We start from the raw sequence: 17,107 nt of genomic DNA on the forward strand, positions 1-17,107 counted from the left end.
GGGGAATGAGATTGTCGGTCACGAGGAGTGATCTCGACGAGGCCATTGGCGCGCTCGTCGGAAACTGCTCCATAGAAGCATTGCCGAAAGACACGCAGAAGTTTGATGATCTTCGCGATCATCTTCCGGCAGGCACGCGTGTCTACGTCGCCTATACGTCAGGTTCAACCGCTGAAATCGTCGACGCCGCCGAAAAGCTCCGACATCAGGGCATGGAGCCGGTACCGCACATCCCGGCGCGACGCTTCGCAAGCCATGACGAACTCAAGGGGTTCCTCGGCAAGCTCGCCGCGCGCGCTGCGGTCAAGCAGGTCCTGTTGGTTGGCGGCGATGTGGCGCGCCCCGAAGGCCCCTACGCCGCCTCGCTGGATGTGCTGAGGACAGGCATGCTCGAAGGCCATGGCATTGAGGCCATCGGCTTGGCCGGACATCCTGAAGGCCACCCTGGAGTGGCCCGCGAAGCGCTGCGCAACGCCTTGATCGACAAGTGCGAATATGCCGCCAAGGTGGGCCTGGACGTGTCGCTTGTCACACAGTTCCTGTTCGACACCGACAAGCTGTTTGCCTGGCATGCCGACTTCGTCGAAAATGCCGCGCCCGGCATCGCCGTGGATGTCGGCCTGCCCGGCCTCGCCAAAATGACCACCCTCATGCGCTTCGCCAAGGATTGCGGCGTTGGCGCCTCTTTTGGCATGCTGACACGCCACGCCGGCCGCGCCTTCAAGCTGGCCACGTCCTTTTCGCCCGAAGACACGCTGCTCGAACTGGCAGATGGCGTGCGCAAGTCAGGGCGGCCAATTTTCCGGTCTGTCCACTTCTACCCGTTCGGCAGCTTTGAGAAGACGGCCGAATGGCTGCGCGGGCTGCAGTCGCAGAGACCTGCGCGCGGCCAGCCGCACCTGGCCGAGGCGCTCTGAGCGCCTGTCCAATCCCTGCAATTCCTATCCAATCGACAGAAATTCCGTTGTCATAACAGGAGGAACCATCATGACAGCCAACATCACCCGCCTCGTTGTCTCGGCCCATGAAGAGCCAGGTTGGGACTACGGCACTATCCGCGGACCCTACTCGCAATTCCACGTTGCCAACGGCGCGAAGTACACGGTCTACAACAATCGCCTGATGCCGGTGTCGCAGAAGATCGACCGCCTGGACGGCTATTGGGCGCTGCGCACCAAGGCCGGCCTGTTCGACACCGGCGAACGCCCTGTCCAGATCAAGGGGCCGGATGCCGCAAAGTTCTGCAACCGCGTGTTCACCCGCGACTGCGCAAAGCTGAAGCCCGGTCGCGCCGGTTACGGTTTGCTGTGTTACCCTAACGGTACGATCCTGTGCGACGGCGTGCTGATGCGTCTCGAGGAAGACACCTACTGGTACGTCCAGGCTGACGGTCCTGTTTTTTCCTGGTTCATTGCCCACTCGCAGGATCTCGACGTCGAAATCTCGGACCCGGAATCCTGGGTCACGCAGATCCAGGGCCCGGCCTCGCTCGACATCCTGGCGAAGCTCAGCGACACCGGCGTTCCGGCTGAATTCAAATACTTCTCAGTGGCTAGGACGACCATCGGCGGCCAGCCGGTTATCCTATCGCGCACCGGCTGGACCAACGAGATGGGATTCGAAGTCTACACGCTGCCGAACGGCGGCAAATTCGATGGCGCAGCCATGTGGGAACGCTTCATCGCAGCCGGCAAGCCGCACGGCATGGAGATCTGCGCACTCGACAGCATGGACATCCGCCGCATCGAAGGCGGCATCCTCAACAACGGCTCTGACATGGATGAAACCATGACTCCGTTCGAGGCTGGCCTCGGTGCATTCGTCGACCTTAGCAAGGACGACTTCGTCGGCAAGGCCGCGCTGGCCAAGGCCACCGGTTCGAACCGTGTCGTCGGCCTCAAGTGCCCAGGCGGCGAACCGCTTCGTCTCGGCGCAGTGTCGATCGGCGGCAAGAAGGTCGGTTTCGTCACTGCGGGCGCCTGGTCGCCCTATCTCAAGCAGGGTGTGGCGATCGTCCGCCTCAGCACCTCCATGGCTTCAGGAACTGCGGTAGAGGTGTTCTGCCGGGACGGCAACACGCATGTCGCGACCCTCGACGACATGCCGCTCTATGACAAGGAAAAGAAGATCCCGCGGGGCCTTGAGCCGAGCATTCCGGTCCAACACGCGGCCGAATGATCAAATATCGGCCCGTTAGCCAATCAGGCTGATGCTATCAAAATGCTTCGGACCGCGGACGGCCTCGGCCGCCCGCGGTCCTCTCTATTGTTTGATCCGGTCTTTCCGATAGGACATCGCAATCAACCTGATCGCCCGTCGCATGCGGAGCGACGGACCAAAGATTGACAACAAGCGTCGGCAAGCCGTGTTCGTCACTGGAGCTATTCTCCGAAGCCGGATACTACCTTGAGGTAGACGCTACGAGCACTGTCGCCTTGCCTCTGTGCTTTTTGGCGACGTGAGATACTATCGGGTCTGATTGCGCATGAGGATTTATTGAAATGCCGAAATTGGGCATGGCGCCCATTCGCCGGAAGCAGTTGATCGACGCCACCTATCTGGTTCTGCATCGCGATGGCATCGATGACCTAACACTGAAGAAGATTGCTACGGAGGCAGGCGTAGCCACTAGCATTATCACCCACTATTTCGGCACCAAGGAAGCRCTGATCGCCGAGACGATGTCGGACCTGGTCGGCAGTTTGCTCCGCGAAGTCCGCGACAGGCGCAAGCAGGCAAAAAGCACGATCGACGAGATCGTGGCGATCGTCGATGGCAATTTCGCGCCCTCGCAGGTGTCCCCCCTGGCGGTGTCGGCTTGGCTCTATTTCTGGAGTCGCGTCCCGTACGACCCGGCTTTCGATCGCATGCAGCGCCTCTGCGACTATCAATTGCGCAAGTATCTCGCCAGATCGCTGAAGGACTTGGTGTCGAAGGAAGAGGCCGACGACATCGCCGAGACCATTGTCTGCCTCTCCTATGGGTTCTGGCTGCAATTCGCCCATCGCCAGGGCGAATTCGACGTCGCGCGCGCTCATCGCATGGCACTCCAGGTCATCGAAGCCCGAATCCAGACCGCCTGGCAAAAGAACCTCCACCTCACCGAGCGAACCTCTCTGGGGGGATGAAGGGCATGGTGTCAGACATAGCGTGCATTGCTGCCGAACGGCGATCCACGCGGATGCGTCACTGTCGCCGCCTGAGGGCCATTTGACGTAAATTGATTTCACCGCGGCGATTGGCAGTATTGGCCCAATTGGGGCCGAAAGTGGTCTGTCTGCTAATCGGAGGCAGCCGAATAAAGCCGCCGCAATTGCCGGGTTCCATGGCGAGCAATCAGTGTCCGGCTTCTGTCACACCCGCATACTGCCCCCTCACTGGAGCTTTCGGCTTTACGACCGGTTCCCGTTGACCACCCCTTTTGTTGGAGTGCTCCACCATTCGCACATTTACGAAGATTGTCCTTATTCTCGCCGCCGCGGTGGCCGCCTTCTATGTCGTTGACTACTTCATGGATCGTAGACATGTTCTCGCCCGGGTCCCGAAGCCCCTTGAGGTCGAGGCCATTGAGTACCGACTTGAGCAGGCTTGGGGTCTGGGGTTCATGCCCGGCGACAATGAGACGGGGTTTGTCGTTTACCTCCTAACCGCGCCAAGCGCGGAGTGGGCAATAGCCCAGGGGCAAAATCTACGAGATCGATTGCCAGGCGGGGCGGAGAAGTGGCACCCAACACCCGTTGACGAGAGCGAAGTTGACGAGTGGCACCATTACGACCACGACCCCGACATGATGACTGAGACACGCCCCGATAAGCACCGGACAACGATTTCCGAATTTCTCGAAAAGTATGGCTTTACGATTGCCATTGAAAGCGGCCGCGACGCTGAGGCCAATCACGCGATCAATTCCAACGGTTCATTCTACTCGTATGGTCGCGGGGGGAGCGTCACCATTGTCGATCCTGCTCGTGGCAAAGTATACTTCACCTACGCAGGTTGACTCTCAGGGGCCTCGTCCGTCCACAGATCCTGATCTGGCTCCAAGTGCAGGATTTGAATCTGGGCTGCGCTCAGATCGGATTGGCGGAAGTAGCGCTCCCTGGCCTATTGCCGCCGCGAGAGGATATAGGTGGTCGGCCGCCCGCCTTTGGCGAGACCGATGTTGTCGCCTTCCACGCAGACGGCAAGCTTGTCCTGCGCACCGGCGAGCGACGATTGACGGCGCCCCGCCCGCCGGTAAGTGACGAGGCCCCGCACATTACCCGAAATGGCCACTCAGGGGCCGTAAGCGGTCTGTCAGGTTTCGGTAGAAAAGGCGGGAAGCTGCCATTTGGCGGCTTGATACTTGCCTTTAGGTCGCCTTGTCTAACGGCCCAAAAGCGGTAGTAAATCGCGCCTATGAATTATCGACCCTGCCCCTCACCTTCCGAGGCTTTGCAAATCGCCGAAGCTGCGTTTCGCTCGCGATACAGCGGTGCGTTGTTTGCGTACGTCGCGGGATCGATCATGCGAGGACAAGGCACGCGCCTGTCCGACATCGATCTGGTTGTCGTTTTCGACTCTCTCGAAGCGGCTCGCCGCGAATCCTTCGTTTTCAGAGGGGTTCCGGTGGAAGCCTTTGTTCATGACACCGGGACGCTGACATGGTTCGTTCACGACGACGTATCGCGCGCGAGGCCCTCTATCCTCAACATGATCGTCGAAGGTCGGGTTATCGGCGATGCTCCCGAGCGCGCCGAGGTGTTGCGCGAGACGGTATCGGCTCGCCTCTTTGCTGGGCCACCCACGTTAGGGCAAGTCGAATTGAATGCCCTGCGATATGAGATCACGGATGCGATTGACGATCTGCGTGGCGACCGAACTGGCGCCGAGGTGCTGGCGATAGGCGTTATGCTTTATCCGAAGCTGGCAGAGCTTGCCTTGCGCGGTCGAGGTCACTGGAATGGAACCGGCAAATGGACGCCGCGCCTCCTGGCAGCGGCCGACGAACTCTTGAGTAATAGGTTTGATACAGCGTTCCGGGCCCTATTTGCATCGGGAGTATCCGACCTGGTCATCGACTTGGCGGAAACGGAACTGGCTTCACATGGGGGTCCGTTGTTCGACGGGTATCGCAGCACCGCTCCTACATCTTGGCGCGCGTGAGCCGATGCCTACCTTTCTCATCCCACGGCCAAAGACCGGACAAGCAGGAAGCCACCAGCTAACATCATTCCCGGCTCGGCAATCGTAGACCCGAAGCGGAGATCTATTGACGGGCATTGTTGGGGCCGATTCCAGACGGACGGCTCTCAGGCACCGACGGCGGTATAGCTGCCATTTGTTGGGAAGCGATCAGCGCGACCGCTACCGACCTAGTCGCGGACCTTCGTCGCCATTTCCAGGTATCCGAAAATCGGTCTGTCGCTAGGAGCATTTTCCATCATGTCCTATCTTCGGCAGAAAATCAGCGAAGCTGAAGCCCTCAGAAGGTCGAGGAATCAGGAGACCGCAGAGGTATGGTGAGCGTCTTTCCTCCTTTTCTCGGCTGCCTCCAGAGCGACCGTCAGCTTGGCATGTCTTTCCTGCAGTTCCTCAAGCGGCACATGTGGCAGCATCCAGTCTGGTTGTGGCCAAGGGTTTGCCTTTTCCTCGTCGCGTCGCTTGCTGATCTTCTCAATCTCCTTTCTGAAACGCTCTTCCGGGTCCCAGTCGCCTCTGTCTAGCAAGGGCACGCCATATTCCTTGGCGAGGATGTCATTTATCAGGACAGCCTCAAGGCCGATCCAAGCATAACGAAAGGTACGCTCCTCAAAAGCGTCGTGATATTCTGGAGGGCCGTCACCGTATTCCCAAAGCGACGATACTGATCTGTTTGCCAGGTAGATTTTGTTCGGGATCGAACGAATCCGGTACTGGAGCTTTGTCGGGAAACTGCCCCAATTCCAGCTGTCAGGAAAATCGATCCATGGTGTCTTCACCGTCGTTTTCCAGATGCCTGTTTGACTGTCCATATGCAGCGGGTCATCGACGACCTCTGAGCATGCGGCAACAAGGCGGTCGAACTCCGTCACGAGTGAAAAAGCCAATACTTCGGCTTCAGTTTTCCGCTTCCAGTGAGCTGTTATCCACTCTCTGAGCCAGTTTAGTAAGAACAAAACTATACCGGCGGCAAGGGCCACGGTGAGCCCTGGCAGAACTGTCGACAGCCACGTCGGAGGTGCCGACGATGCTGTGCCAATCGCGAAACTGATGAAATTCATGCGGCCTCCGCCCGATAATCGGCCGACCTTACATAACTCGGCGACGAGGTGAACAGAACTGTCGTGCAGTTGTCTTCGAAACTTCAAGTCCAGTAGAAGGCGGCTTTTCCTAGTGATTTCCTAGAACCTGCCTTTGCGCTTCCCACCCCATAGACGCTGTAGACCTTGGCACATCTGCTTCCAACGCAGGAAATGATTTTCCGCGGCTCATCTGGAGGCCTTCGGGTCCCGCTATGCGGACAGCTGCCGTTCGGCGCCGACAATCATGCTTCCGATCGGTAGCAATATGCGTCTCGCCATTTGCAGACGTAGTTATGAGATGGCATCATCGGCGAATGAGTACCGTCAATATGAGTTCGAAGTTCGATTAAGATCATGGAATTACCTCACAGCTTCAAAGCCTTCATGTTTCAGACCGGGGTCGATCGCATATGCGAAGCTTACCGTGTATCGGTCGCCACCATGGAGAAGGCCCACCGCGCAGCGCAAGAGTCCTATGCAAACTACGAAGCGAGCGGGGAGGATGACTCAGAATATGACGAAGATGGCTGTCTGATCCACAGCACTCGACATGCACTCAATTATGATGAGATGCACGCAGGCCTCGCGGTCACTGTCGTGCGGGAGGCATTCATCACCAGCGCATTCCRCTATTGGGAGCTTTCTGCACGAGGATGGACTGGCCTTTACGAGAGGAAGGACACATATCCAGTGCTGAGTGAGACGAGCGCCAAGAGGTATGCTGTAAGTCCGAAACTTGCAGAGTTGAATACCCTCAACAACCTTCTCAAGCATAGCGGCAGCGATAAGGCCCTTTCACTTTCGAGGATCCGTCCCGATTATTTTTCGCCGCTGTCTCCTGAGCAAGGCAGCGTCACCCATGAAAGCTTGAGGCTGCGCATCACACACGAGCATGTCGAGGAGGCGTTTGCAATCGTACGGGCATCGGGTCCAGCCTACGGCGTTTAAAGATCGCCCGCCCGCGAATGTCCCCTGTGGGGCCGGAAAGCCGACTGTCTGGTTTCGGCGCCTGCTCGCGACAAGCTGCCCTTCAGCTCCCGACTCCCGTTGCGGTCTTTCTGCCCAATTTGCCGCGACCCGAAACCCGCCATTCGAAGGTACCTGGCATTCGGCTTGCCGGGGCCGATTGTAGCGTGGCGGCTGTTGAGCGGACACTAGCAACGATCGGACTCTCAGCGCGTTCAGTGTAAGTGATCGTCGGACACGGTCGGACTGAAGTTATGGGATACGTTCCAAAAAAGGACGACGAGTTTGACCTCCGGTCCCGGTGAGCTCGCCGTTCCCCGGTTCAGCCTAGACTGTGACCAGTTCGGCCAGCTTCGCCGCTACATCCGCCATCGTGGACTCCGCCGTGTTTAGCCCGTTTCGCGAGGCCAGTAGGGGACTTACTTCGCGGAGAGCGTCATACGTTGTCTGATGCACGATGGGCACAAGTCGCTCGCCCGCCAGTAGTGCCGAAAGTTCCCTGTCGGCGACACCCCCTTTAGGGAGGGTACTCAGCATGGCGGGGGTCACCAACACAATCCCCACTCGCGAACTCGCCAATCCCTTGTCAATAGAGCGCATGAACGGCTCGCCTAAGCCAATGTCCTTCTCGCTGAACCGGACCCGGACTCCGCGTGCCTCAAGAAGGTCGTTCAGTTCTTTGGCGGCTTTCTGTCGATCGTCCCAAGCATGGCAGAGGAAGACGTCACGGAGTTCCGGCCGCGTGGAGGCTAGTTCTTCAACGTTGGCCCGGACGGGGGTGAGTTCCCGCACTTCCGCAGGGGTGTAGAATACAACCGAACCGGGCCTCGACCAACTCGCTTTTACACGGCCAGTCCCACCTCCGCTGCTTCGGCCGCCTCCACCGCTTGCCGGTGAGGAGTAGGAGGAAGGCGACGAATAGGACGGGGACGAGTACCCGCTACTGTAGCCATAGCCGTACCGCGAGCGGCCACGACATGCAGGACAGTTTGCCGCTGCGCTCGCTGACCGATGGCCTTCTCTCGGTGCCGTGCATCTTGCCATGTGATCGATAACCTCCCCAGGCCCACGCGGGCGAATCTAGCCAGCCTCGCAGAATATGATTCGCAGATTATCCGGTTTAGATCATTAGCGAAGATGCGAACTATATTTAGAACCGCTTTAATAATCTCTCGGTGCCAGAGGCGGCTTGGAGGAATGATTGCAGCTCGTTCGATCGATCGAGACGAGGCGCCTTGCTATCCGACTGAAGCGGGCCAAAAGCGGAAAGTCTTCTTTGCCGAGAAGAGCGAAAGTCTGCCGCTAAAGCGAAGGAGAAATTTCACTGTGATGCGTCTGGTGGTTAAGCCGTTGTTTGCTGGATCAGTTTGGACGGTCACGGGTCTGGCGTAAGTTCACCCCAGACCGCAATACCTGCTTGCAAGATGGTTAGGATAATCAGCGCCGCAGTCAGCCATCCGATGCGACTCTGCTGTCGGATATTGTCGTCGTGACGTTCCTTCTCGGCCTCCATGTTCTCCAGCGTCGCCACCGCCTGGTCTTTCATAGAGTAGCTGGCACCGTCTCGAGCGAGGTCGCCGGAATGAACCAGCGAGTCGAGTATCATCGAATAGTGGCTCTCGGTCTGGTCGTACCGAGGGTGTAGGACCGACCGGCTGGTGTAGATGTCGGCGATCACCGTCACGACGCTCGCGTGATAGTCCGGTTTTTCAATGTTCTTCTGAACGAAGTGCCTGAGCACTCTCATACGATCACCGCGCACCAGTTCCGTCTGGTTGAACTGGCGCTGAAGCATATTGTCCCACCAGACCGAGCGGGCGGGGTAGAACGTCCACAAAGCCCGGAATAACGAAAGTGGCGTGGTGTAGGTGAAGCGGGCCGAGCGGTAAGTGTGCAGGAACGATACCGCCATCCCCTTCAAATCATCATTGGTGACGAGACGCTCCTGAGGCTGTCCTCGCGGGTCGTCAAACCAAAGCCCCAGAACGCTTTCATCGTTCATTTCTCGAACGATGAAGCGCCTCACGCCTTCCCGGTCGTGCAGGTAGATGTGGAAGAAGTCCTGATCGCGCGGTGCCTCAGCAAAGATATCCTGCTGCTGCGGCGGTCGACTATAAAGCGCTACCCGAATTGCAGCTCTTTTCCACCAAGGTCGAGTAAAATAGCCCATGAGCCCTCACGGGCATAATATAGGCTCTGATTTTCGGACTCGCTATCCAACGAAGCGAATCGACTGGGCAATTTAGAAAGAGACCGCGAACGACGCTATTTGTGGAGCATTGGAGCGCGCCTCGGCCCCCTCACGGCATCCGAAGTCACTAAGCGAAACGGCAGCCAGCCAGTCGCAAAACACATCTAGCTGAAGCGGACCTTCGGCAAACGATCTGATTGCGACCTTACAGCCTAACCTGCCGCGAACCGAAACCCGCCATTTGAAAGGTACCCGTCTTTCGGTTTGGTCTGGCAGCCCTTGCACCGTACTGCCCGGTGAGCTGATATACCGCATGTTTCCGACTGCCACGTTCGGCTCGAATCTCGCTTGGTGGCCACGAACACAGGGAGGCGGGTATTGCGCGAGAGCAGCGATCCCCGATATCAGTAAGCTACTCTCAAAATCCAGACCGAAAGCGCGCCTTGACCGATACGCCGCGAAATGGCCCTCCCAGTGATCGGATCGGTGGCGGTGGCGCCGCGACTAGCGCCGGCGTTCGCTTCGAACAGCAGCTTGGGGCGCTATTCTCGTCCTGGATTCTGGCGGGCGACCGGTTCGACGACAGCTTCCGTCTCGGCGCCGCCGCGCCGACATGGGTCCGCTTCGAGACTGAGGCGCCGGTCGACGACCTGCTGATTAAAACCACCGACGGCGGCTACGTCGCCGTGCAGGCCAAGACAACCGCAAGCCTGAGTGAAGACCTCGGCTCGCCCTTGGGCAAGACGATCGCGCAGTTCGTTCGCCATTGGTTTGTTGCTCGGCAGGGCGACGGTTCGATGGAGTGGAACCGGCCGCTCGATCCCGCCCGCGACCGGCTGGTGCTGGCCGTGAGCCCCCAGGCCTCGGTCCAAGTTAGGGAGGACCTACCGGCCGCGCTTCTTCTCGTTTCGCAACCGGGCAAAGGCGCGCTCAACCAAGCGCAGCAACGGGCATATCAGGTTTTCTTCAGCTTGGTCGAACGGGCATGGGCGAGCGTCACCAAGAGCCCAGTGGACGACGGACTGCTGTCAGAGTTGGCGAAGCTGGTGGCCGTTTTCACGTTTGACGGCGAACGAGGCGACGCATTGGCGAGCGGGTCCCTCGTCAAAGCCTTCGGCCCGGACGTGGATGCCGCAGCCGCCTTCACAGCACTGTCCGATCTCAGCGGCCGGCTGATGAGGGACCGCGGCGGCGGCGACATTTCCACTTGGCGGCAGCTCCTCGCCAGCCGGGGCGTCGTGCTCGGTGCGCGCCCTGAATATCGCGCCGACATCGAAGCCCTAAAGCGGCATTCCAAACGCATCACCGACGCGCTCAGCAGTTATGAGAAGATCGAGGTCGCCAGCGGCGCGCCGCTTACCGTGCGCCGAGACTGCCAAGCAACTGTTGAAGCCGCTGCGCGCCACGGCCCGCTACTCATCATCGGGGAGCCTGGGGCCGGCAAGAGCGGCGTTCTGAATGCCCTTGCCCGCAGCCTTGGCGAGGCCGGCGCGGATGTCCTCGAACTCGCTGTCGATCGCTATTCGATCGAGAGCCTCGAAGGCCTGTCCCATGAGCTTGGCATACAGCATTCGCTGCTGGATGTACTCGAAGCCTGGGATGGACCGGAGACGGCCTATCTGGTGGTTGACGCCTTGGACGCGACGCGCGGCGGTCGCGGCGAAGGCGTCTTCCGAGCGCTCATCGAGCGCGTTCTAGAGTTGAGGGGGCGCTGGAACGTCGTAGCCTCGATCCGCAACTTCGACCTGCGCATGGGGCAACAGTTCCGCGCGCTGTTCAAAGGCACCCCCCCGGAAGCATCGCTTGCGGACCCGTCCTTCTCCGGCGTCCAGCACATTCAAGTCCCGCCCTGGTCCGAAGCCGAGTTCGGTCAACTCCTGCAGCAGTCGCCGGCGCTGGCGACGTGTCTCTCAAAGGCGCCGCCACGACTGCGTGACCTGGCCTTGGTACCGTTCAACACCCGGCTGCTCAGCGAGCTGATCTCGGGCGGCGCGGTCAGCGACCTAGACGAAGTCTCGTCGCAAGCGGACCTGTTGCGCCTCTATTGGGATCACCGCGTCGGCGGCCACGGTTTGCCGGCGAGGACCAGCCTCAGCCGCGTGGTCCAGCTCATGGTTCAGGCGCGAGCGCTTCGCGCCCCAACACTCCATGTGGCGGGTAACGATCCGGCCATGATCGACACCCTCTGCAAGGAAGGCGTGCTCGTTGTCGTCGACAGCGAGCGATGGGTTCAGTTCCGGCACCATCTGCTCTTCGACTACGCGGCAGCGCGGCTTGTCCTTGAGCCGAGCGATATCGTCAGCGGCGCCTACCGGTTCAGCAAGGCCGATGCCCTGGGATTGATGCTCTCCCCGGCGCTCGGGTTCGTGATGCGAGAAATTTGGGAATCTGAGACGGATCGCGCGCGTTTCTGGACCGCACTAGGAGCCCTCATCAACGACGAGGATGGTGACCCGATCATCCGCAGCACCGCCGGCCGATTGGGCGCGGAGTTTCCGACTGCCGCCCAGGACTGTCTTTGGCTAGGCGATCTGGCCATTTCGGACGACGAGAAGGCGCCGAAGACGCTGTCGCATATCAGCGGCGCCCTGATCGTGCGGCTTGAGGACGAGAAGCAAGTCGCGCTCGAACCATGGGCCTACCTGGCCGAGCGTTTAGCGACGGAGCCGACAGCGGTCGCGGGCACCCTTCGCGTCCTGCTCCACAACCTCATCGAACGGATCAAGGACGATGCGTTAAGGCCGATGCTGGGCCGGGCCGCACGCGCGCTATTGGCGCACGGGCTAGCCCAGCCGGAACCAGGATTCACCGTGCGGTCCGCCATTGGATTCGTCATCGACACCTATGGAACTGACGTCGCGGCCTCGCGCGTCTTGCTAGCACAACTGTTCGACCGTGATCGACTGGATCGGTTCGGGCACGATGAGGTGCCAGCGGTCTGCTATAAGATCGCGGCGGTCGGCGACGTTGACCCGGAGTTCGTCACCTACATCTACCGGGTAGTATTCGACTACGAGGTCACGGAGGATCGTCAGACCCGGATCGGCCAGAGCCAAATCCTCAACCTGACGTCCAACGCCCGGCAGGATTACGGGATGGCGCGGTGGTCGCTGGGCGAGTACCTACCCAAGTTCCTAGAATTCCACCCGCACGCTGCCGTCAGCGCCGTCGTCAATGCGGTTGAAGGCTACGTCGCGCGCGAACATGCGGTCTCCGACGAAGCCCTCGACGTCGAGCTTGAGGTCGGTGAGCGAACGATCCGTCTGCGGGAGGACCGCAGCTACGTCTGGGCGCATGACCCAGACCACCAATATGACCGGGATGCGGAAAGCTTGGTTTCGAAGTTGCGCGCGCGCCTCAAAGACGCGCCTGAGGCCGAAGCTATGGCTTTGCTCGAAATCCTGATCGACGAAGCCTCGTTCGCGGTCTTCTGGTCCCGGATGTTCCTCTGCGCCGTCGAGCGCGGCGATAGCCTGGTAGACAAGCTCTGGCCCATTGCGGCGACCGAACCTTTCCTAGTCCTTCCCGACACCCGCAAGGACGCGATTGATGTCGTCGCGATCGGCGTCGGCCGGCGGCCGACGGAAGAGCGGCAGGCCCTCGAACAGACTGCGCTGGCGTTCGACTTCTCTCGCTTCCAATATCGCGCCGAAGCGCGTCAGGCCTTCCTGCAACGCCTTTTCACGGCGATCGGCCGCGACAACCTCGTCACCGACGAAGCCCGCCAGATCGTAGATGCGAATCGCCAGGAAGAGAGTGCCGCGAATGAGCGGCTCTTTGTCATTCGTTCCCATGTTGGTGCCGCGGAGGACTTTCAGTGGATTGAAGGCCTCGACCAGGAAGCGCCGGAGAACTTACCGGTCATCGAAGCCATCAACGCCGCAAAGCGGCTCCTGCGGCTCGATCCGGGCTCGGAAGAGGTTGCAGCCGCCTCCCTTGCGGAGTCGCTCGCCACCTTAGAGGCTATAGAAGCCTTGCTAGTTGCCGGTGCGCTGCATGCCGGCCTGCGGCGGCATGCAGAGGCGATTATAGGTCAAGCTTGCCAAGTAATTGTATCGCGAAAGCTGATGGTGTCGAAGGATGCGCCGCCGACGCTGGATCAGGACGCAACCTTTGCGGCGCTGCTGGACATCGCGGCTCGGTCCGAGAGTCCGGAGCTGAGCGATGACACGGAGGCTAGTTTCGAGGAATCGGCATCCTGGGGTGGACCCGCGGCGCGGGTAGAGGCCGCGCAAGCCTATTGGGATCTATTCGTGCAACGCGCAGATCTTTACCCCACCCTAATTCCACGTGCGGAGGTGCTGCTGTCTGATCGGCATCCGGCGGTCCGGCTGAACGCCTTAATGCGGCTCGGCCGCATATGGGACATCGACCGGGGCCGATTTTGGAAACTCCTAGCCGAGCGTTTTGCGCTCGAACCCAACTTGAGCGTCATCGAACATGTTCTCGGCGGGCTCGTCTCAAGGCTGGTTCATTCGGATCAGCGGCGGAGCCTAGAGCTGCTGCTTGCGCTCTTGCAGCGTGAGGCGCCCGTGTCGGACCGCGGACGTCGCCTCCGCAAGGCCGTCGCAGACAAGCTCAGCGTCCTCTGGGTCACTCACCAGTCGCCGGAAGCGAAGGCCGTTCTCGATGAATGGCTACGAGCGCCTTGGGAATACGCGGAAGAAACAAAAGCAATCCTGTCGACTCTGCGCGGCGCGGTCGTTGCCGGGATCGGCAACAATTCCGACAATGACGCTGGTCTCCGCGGGCGAACCCGGGCGCTTTTCTCCCACATCGTCGACGCGGCAAATGCCCGGCTCGCTGTGCACATCGCGGTAACACACCTAGACGAGGCCGCAATCGCGGAGGTGCGAGAGTGCGCGCAACTGATCGATTTCGCCGGCTCGCAAATGCTCTTTGCGACCGGCGCGGCGGCCGGTGAACGGGACGGCGCCTCGATACTTGGCCAAGCGGGTCTTGACGTGTTCTTCCGGGAAAATGTCGAACTCCTGAAGCGGATAGGCGAGTACGCGCAGCCACACACCACCTACTACCTGCTGCAACTCGTCGAGCGCCTGGTCGATGTCGACGCTGCCGCGGCGTTTGACTTGGCCGCCGGCTTCCTGCGGGCCGGCCGCCGATCGGGCTACGAAAACGATTCTCTGGGTGTGGAACTTCTGGTCCGGCTCATTGGCGTGTTCCTTGCCGACCACAAGGAGATCTTCGAGAACTCGGGCCGACGTGCGGCGCTAGTTGATTGCTTGGAGGCCTTCCTAGAAGCAGGATGGCCGGCGGCACGACGTCTCCTCTATCGCCTGCCAGAACTGATCCAGTGAACCCGCTGGCGCTGCTCAACCTGTTCAAGCGAGGCCTCGGCGACCTGCTTGCTGCGGTCGAGCGAGAGCTGGCGAGGCCACAGCGTGACCCGTTCAGCGAGATAGACCCAAACCGCCGTCCCCACGAGCACGACACGCGGCTGCTCTTTGTCGATGAATTGCTCGGACATCTCGGATGGCGGCTCGGTGCCGGGGGCAATGTGCTTGAGGAAGCCCGTCTCCAAGCGAACACCACAAAATTCATGGACTACGTTGGGGTTGTCGATATCACCGGCGCACCGCTGTTATTGGTGGAAGCCAAGGCTTGGGACAAGCCAGCGATCTCGGCTCGCGCGGGTGGCCAGTACGCAAGCGAGGCCGGACTGGTTGTTGCGGCAATCCAGCATATCCGCGACGGGAAGGCTGAGGCCACGTCGCCGATCATCGCGGAGTGGGACAGCTATCTGCGCCAGGTACGCGGCTATGTGCAGACACTAGAGGAGAAGTACTGCCATGGCTTACCTAGGGGTGTCATCATCAGCGGCGAGTGGATGGTGGTGTTCACCAAGCCCGTTGAGACTTTCCTGGGCGCACTACTGCCGGATGACATCGAGATCTTTAAGCGCTCGCAGTTCAAGGAGCAGGCGGGACAAATCTTCAAGCTTCTCCATCGCTCGGCGCTCACCGAAGACGCGCCGATACCCCTGCGGCCGGCGCAACTTCGGCAATTCGTCGAGTTGGACGGCGTCGCCGGCGCGTTTCAAGGAGTGCATGTCCACTATGAGCGAACCGGCAGCGCACTATTCGTTCGCCGACCCCGCATTCTGATCTACCCAGCCCTATTTGTCGCCCGAAAGGACGACGCTGTCTTCACTGTGATCGACAACGACACGCCCCTCGAGCTCGACTATCGGACAGACCACGATGGCCTTGAAACGCTGGCCCCGCACTTGGACTCCGTTTACGCCCGTAGCACCACTCTGATTGCTGCATGCGGAGCTGAACTCGGGGGCGCACTTCCCGTGGCCGAGCTTTCGGCGTTTCCCGGTTTCCGCAGCGACGGTATGGCGAAGGGGCTGGTGGGCGAACTGCCGGAGGCGGACGAATGGCTCGTCGCCACCGGTAGCGCGACGCACTTTCTGCTCGCGGAGCCCCGTGTCCAGGAATGCCGGTTCCATAGCTGGGCTGAATGCGGGGCCGACGCAGCATTGCAATCCGCGATCAGCGCTCGTTCGGTCGAGCCTCCGGCGTTCTTCGTGGACACCCAACGTCATCATTGCGCACACCAGGTCGTCCAAGACCGTCGCAACGCTCGGTGCCTCATCCAAGCCATCGACAGCCGGACCTGCTGCCAGGCCTGCGTGTATTTGGAGCACTGCTGGGCAGCAGACGAGCGAGCGGCGTTGCCCTGTGGCACCTGAAGACGATGTCTGCTTTCGGGCGACAAAACAGCTTATACCTGCGACCGACATTGGGCGCAAAGCTGCCGTTCCCATACCGCGAAATGCGAGCGTGCTGCGGTTTGACTATGACGCTGCTCGCTCAGTTCTCAAATGGGAGATAGCGAAAGTCAGACTTTCCCTCAATCACCGACACCGGGTGTCGGCTTCTCGAACCGCAATCCCGCCCCGCCGCCGTTTTCGGGAATGAACTGAATACCGCCCGCTTCAAACGCTCTGCGGATTGACGTGAGACTATTTCGATGTGGAATTCGGGCGCCTCGTTCAAAGTCAACTATTGTGGCGCGCGATATGGCCGCAAAACGTGCCAGCTCATCCTGGCTCCATCCCAACATAGCACGCGCGCCTCTGCATTGCTCAACTGATATCATTCTGATTGTCGAAATTCATCATTTTTGATTGACATTACTCGATGACCGCGCACAAATACGGGTAGAGGTCGCAAACGGCCGAAAAAGGYGCGTCAACACCTTGTTCGGCCTGACCAAACCCAAGCTGGTTGGAGCTCGGATCATGGCTGATTCCGACAATACCACAGCTTTGCCTTTCGTCATCCCGGGGAGACGAAGGAAGAGTTGTGCTGTGGATGACGATGCAAAAGGTGACGCCACGGCTGGCGCCAGACTCGGCGAGAGCATTGCCTCGCGGTTGCTTGCACCCGTCGACCCATGCGTGGTCCTGCTGCAAGAGTGGGAGCACGCACACCACATGGCCGTGGTGCTGTGTCGACTGCAGCAGCGCCTGGAGACGCGGATAAGAATCGCCCTTGGGTCTCCTGTTCCTGGCGGCGCAACAGAGACGGATCGGAAGGGCACGTCGAAGTCGGCCCTGGCAGATCATCAGCAGACACGTTGGGACGCGCTTGACCAGGAGGTCGGTTACTCGCGTGTCCGTGTTGCCGAGATCGAGGCCGTCGAGGCTGAAGAAGAG

The 17,107-nt window shown here is 60.0% G+C and carries 12 protein-coding genes and 1 pseudogene; 9 read left to right on the forward strand and 4 right to left on the reverse strand.

Going from position 1 to position 17,107, the window contains the following annotated elements; genetic code table 11:
* The 5 genes from AC1DWF_RS22335 to AC1DWF_RS22355 form a co-directional block, all read left to right on the forward strand.
* Positions 1–917: methylenetetrahydrofolate reductase (locus AC1DWF_RS22335; RefSeq protein WP_476842068.1), on the forward strand; the 917-nt coding region annotated here is incomplete at its 5' end.
* Between the two features lie 70 nt (positions 918–987).
* Entirely contained in the window at positions 988–2,178 is a 1,191-nt protein-coding gene (locus AC1DWF_RS22340) for an aminomethyl transferase family protein (protein ID WP_476784336.1), read from the forward strand.
* Positions 2,179–2,501: 323 nt separating this feature from the next.
* Complete coding sequence (gene betI, locus AC1DWF_RS22345) at positions 2,502–3,128, forward strand: transcriptional regulator BetI (RefSeq protein WP_281397517.1); 627 nt, start codon at positions 2,502–2,504, stop codon at positions 3,126–3,128.
* 296 nt (positions 3,129–3,424) lie between these two features.
* A complete protein-coding gene (locus tag AC1DWF_RS22350; protein ID WP_476787311.1) occupies positions 3,425–4,000 on the forward strand; it encodes a hypothetical protein in 576 nt (191 codons plus the stop codon).
* A 398-nt stretch (positions 4,001–4,398) separates the two neighbouring features.
* Entirely contained in the window at positions 4,399–5,145 is a 747-nt protein-coding gene (locus AC1DWF_RS22355; protein WP_476804498.1) for a nucleotidyltransferase domain-containing protein, read from the forward strand.
* 335 nt (positions 5,146–5,480) lie between these two features.
* On the opposite strand, the gene AC1DWF_RS22360 is transcribed toward AC1DWF_RS22355, so the two are convergent.
* Positions 5,481–6,242, reverse strand: coding sequence for a hypothetical protein (locus AC1DWF_RS22360; RefSeq protein WP_476804499.1), 762 nt, complete (start codon positions 6,240–6,242; stop codon positions 5,481–5,483).
* A gap of 375 nt (positions 6,243–6,617) precedes the next feature.
* Here AC1DWF_RS22360 and AC1DWF_RS22365 point away from each other — a divergent pair, with 375 nt between their 5' ends.
* A complete protein-coding gene (locus AC1DWF_RS22365; RefSeq protein WP_476842069.1) occupies positions 6,618–7,211 on the forward strand; it encodes a hypothetical protein in 594 nt (197 codons plus the stop codon).
* A 345-nt stretch (positions 7,212–7,556) separates the two neighbouring features.
* Here AC1DWF_RS22365 and AC1DWF_RS22370 read toward each other — a convergent pair whose 3' ends face one another.
* Both AC1DWF_RS22370 and AC1DWF_RS22375 read right to left on the reverse strand, forming a co-directional pair.
* Entirely contained in the window at positions 7,557–8,273 is a 717-nt protein-coding gene (locus AC1DWF_RS22370; protein WP_476842070.1) for a toll/interleukin-1 receptor domain-containing protein, read from the reverse strand.
* Positions 8,274–8,604: 331 nt separating this feature from the next.
* A complete protein-coding gene (locus tag AC1DWF_RS22375; protein ID WP_476789545.1) occupies positions 8,605–9,399 on the reverse strand; it encodes a hypothetical protein in 795 nt (264 codons plus the stop codon).
* A 464-nt stretch (positions 9,400–9,863) separates the two neighbouring features.
* On the opposite strand from AC1DWF_RS22375, the gene AC1DWF_RS22380 reads away from it, so the two are divergent.
* Positions 9,864–14,738, forward strand: a complete 4,875-nt coding sequence (locus AC1DWF_RS22380) for a hypothetical protein (RefSeq protein WP_476804500.1) — start codon at positions 9,864–9,866, stop codon at positions 14,736–14,738.
* Complete coding sequence (locus AC1DWF_RS22385; RefSeq protein ID WP_476804501.1) at positions 14,735–16,138, forward strand: hypothetical protein; 1,404 nt, start codon at positions 14,735–14,737, stop codon at positions 16,136–16,138. Before AC1DWF_RS22380 ends, AC1DWF_RS22385 begins: the two co-directional genes overlap by 4 nt.
* Positions 16,139–16,299: 161 nt before the next feature.
* On the opposite strand, the gene AC1DWF_RS22390 is transcribed toward AC1DWF_RS22385, so the two are convergent.
* Entirely contained in the window at positions 16,300–16,548 is a 249-nt protein-coding gene (locus AC1DWF_RS22390; protein ID WP_476787307.1) for a helix-turn-helix domain-containing protein, read from the reverse strand.
* 142 nt (positions 16,549–16,690) lie between these two features.
* On the opposite strand from AC1DWF_RS22390, the pseudogene AC1DWF_RS22395 reads away from it, so the two are divergent.
* Positions 16,691–17,107 (forward strand): annotated as a pseudogene (locus AC1DWF_RS22395) (hypothetical protein); the annotation flags it as partial.

This window comes from Aminobacter sp. P4_D5 (assembly GCF_056401815.1).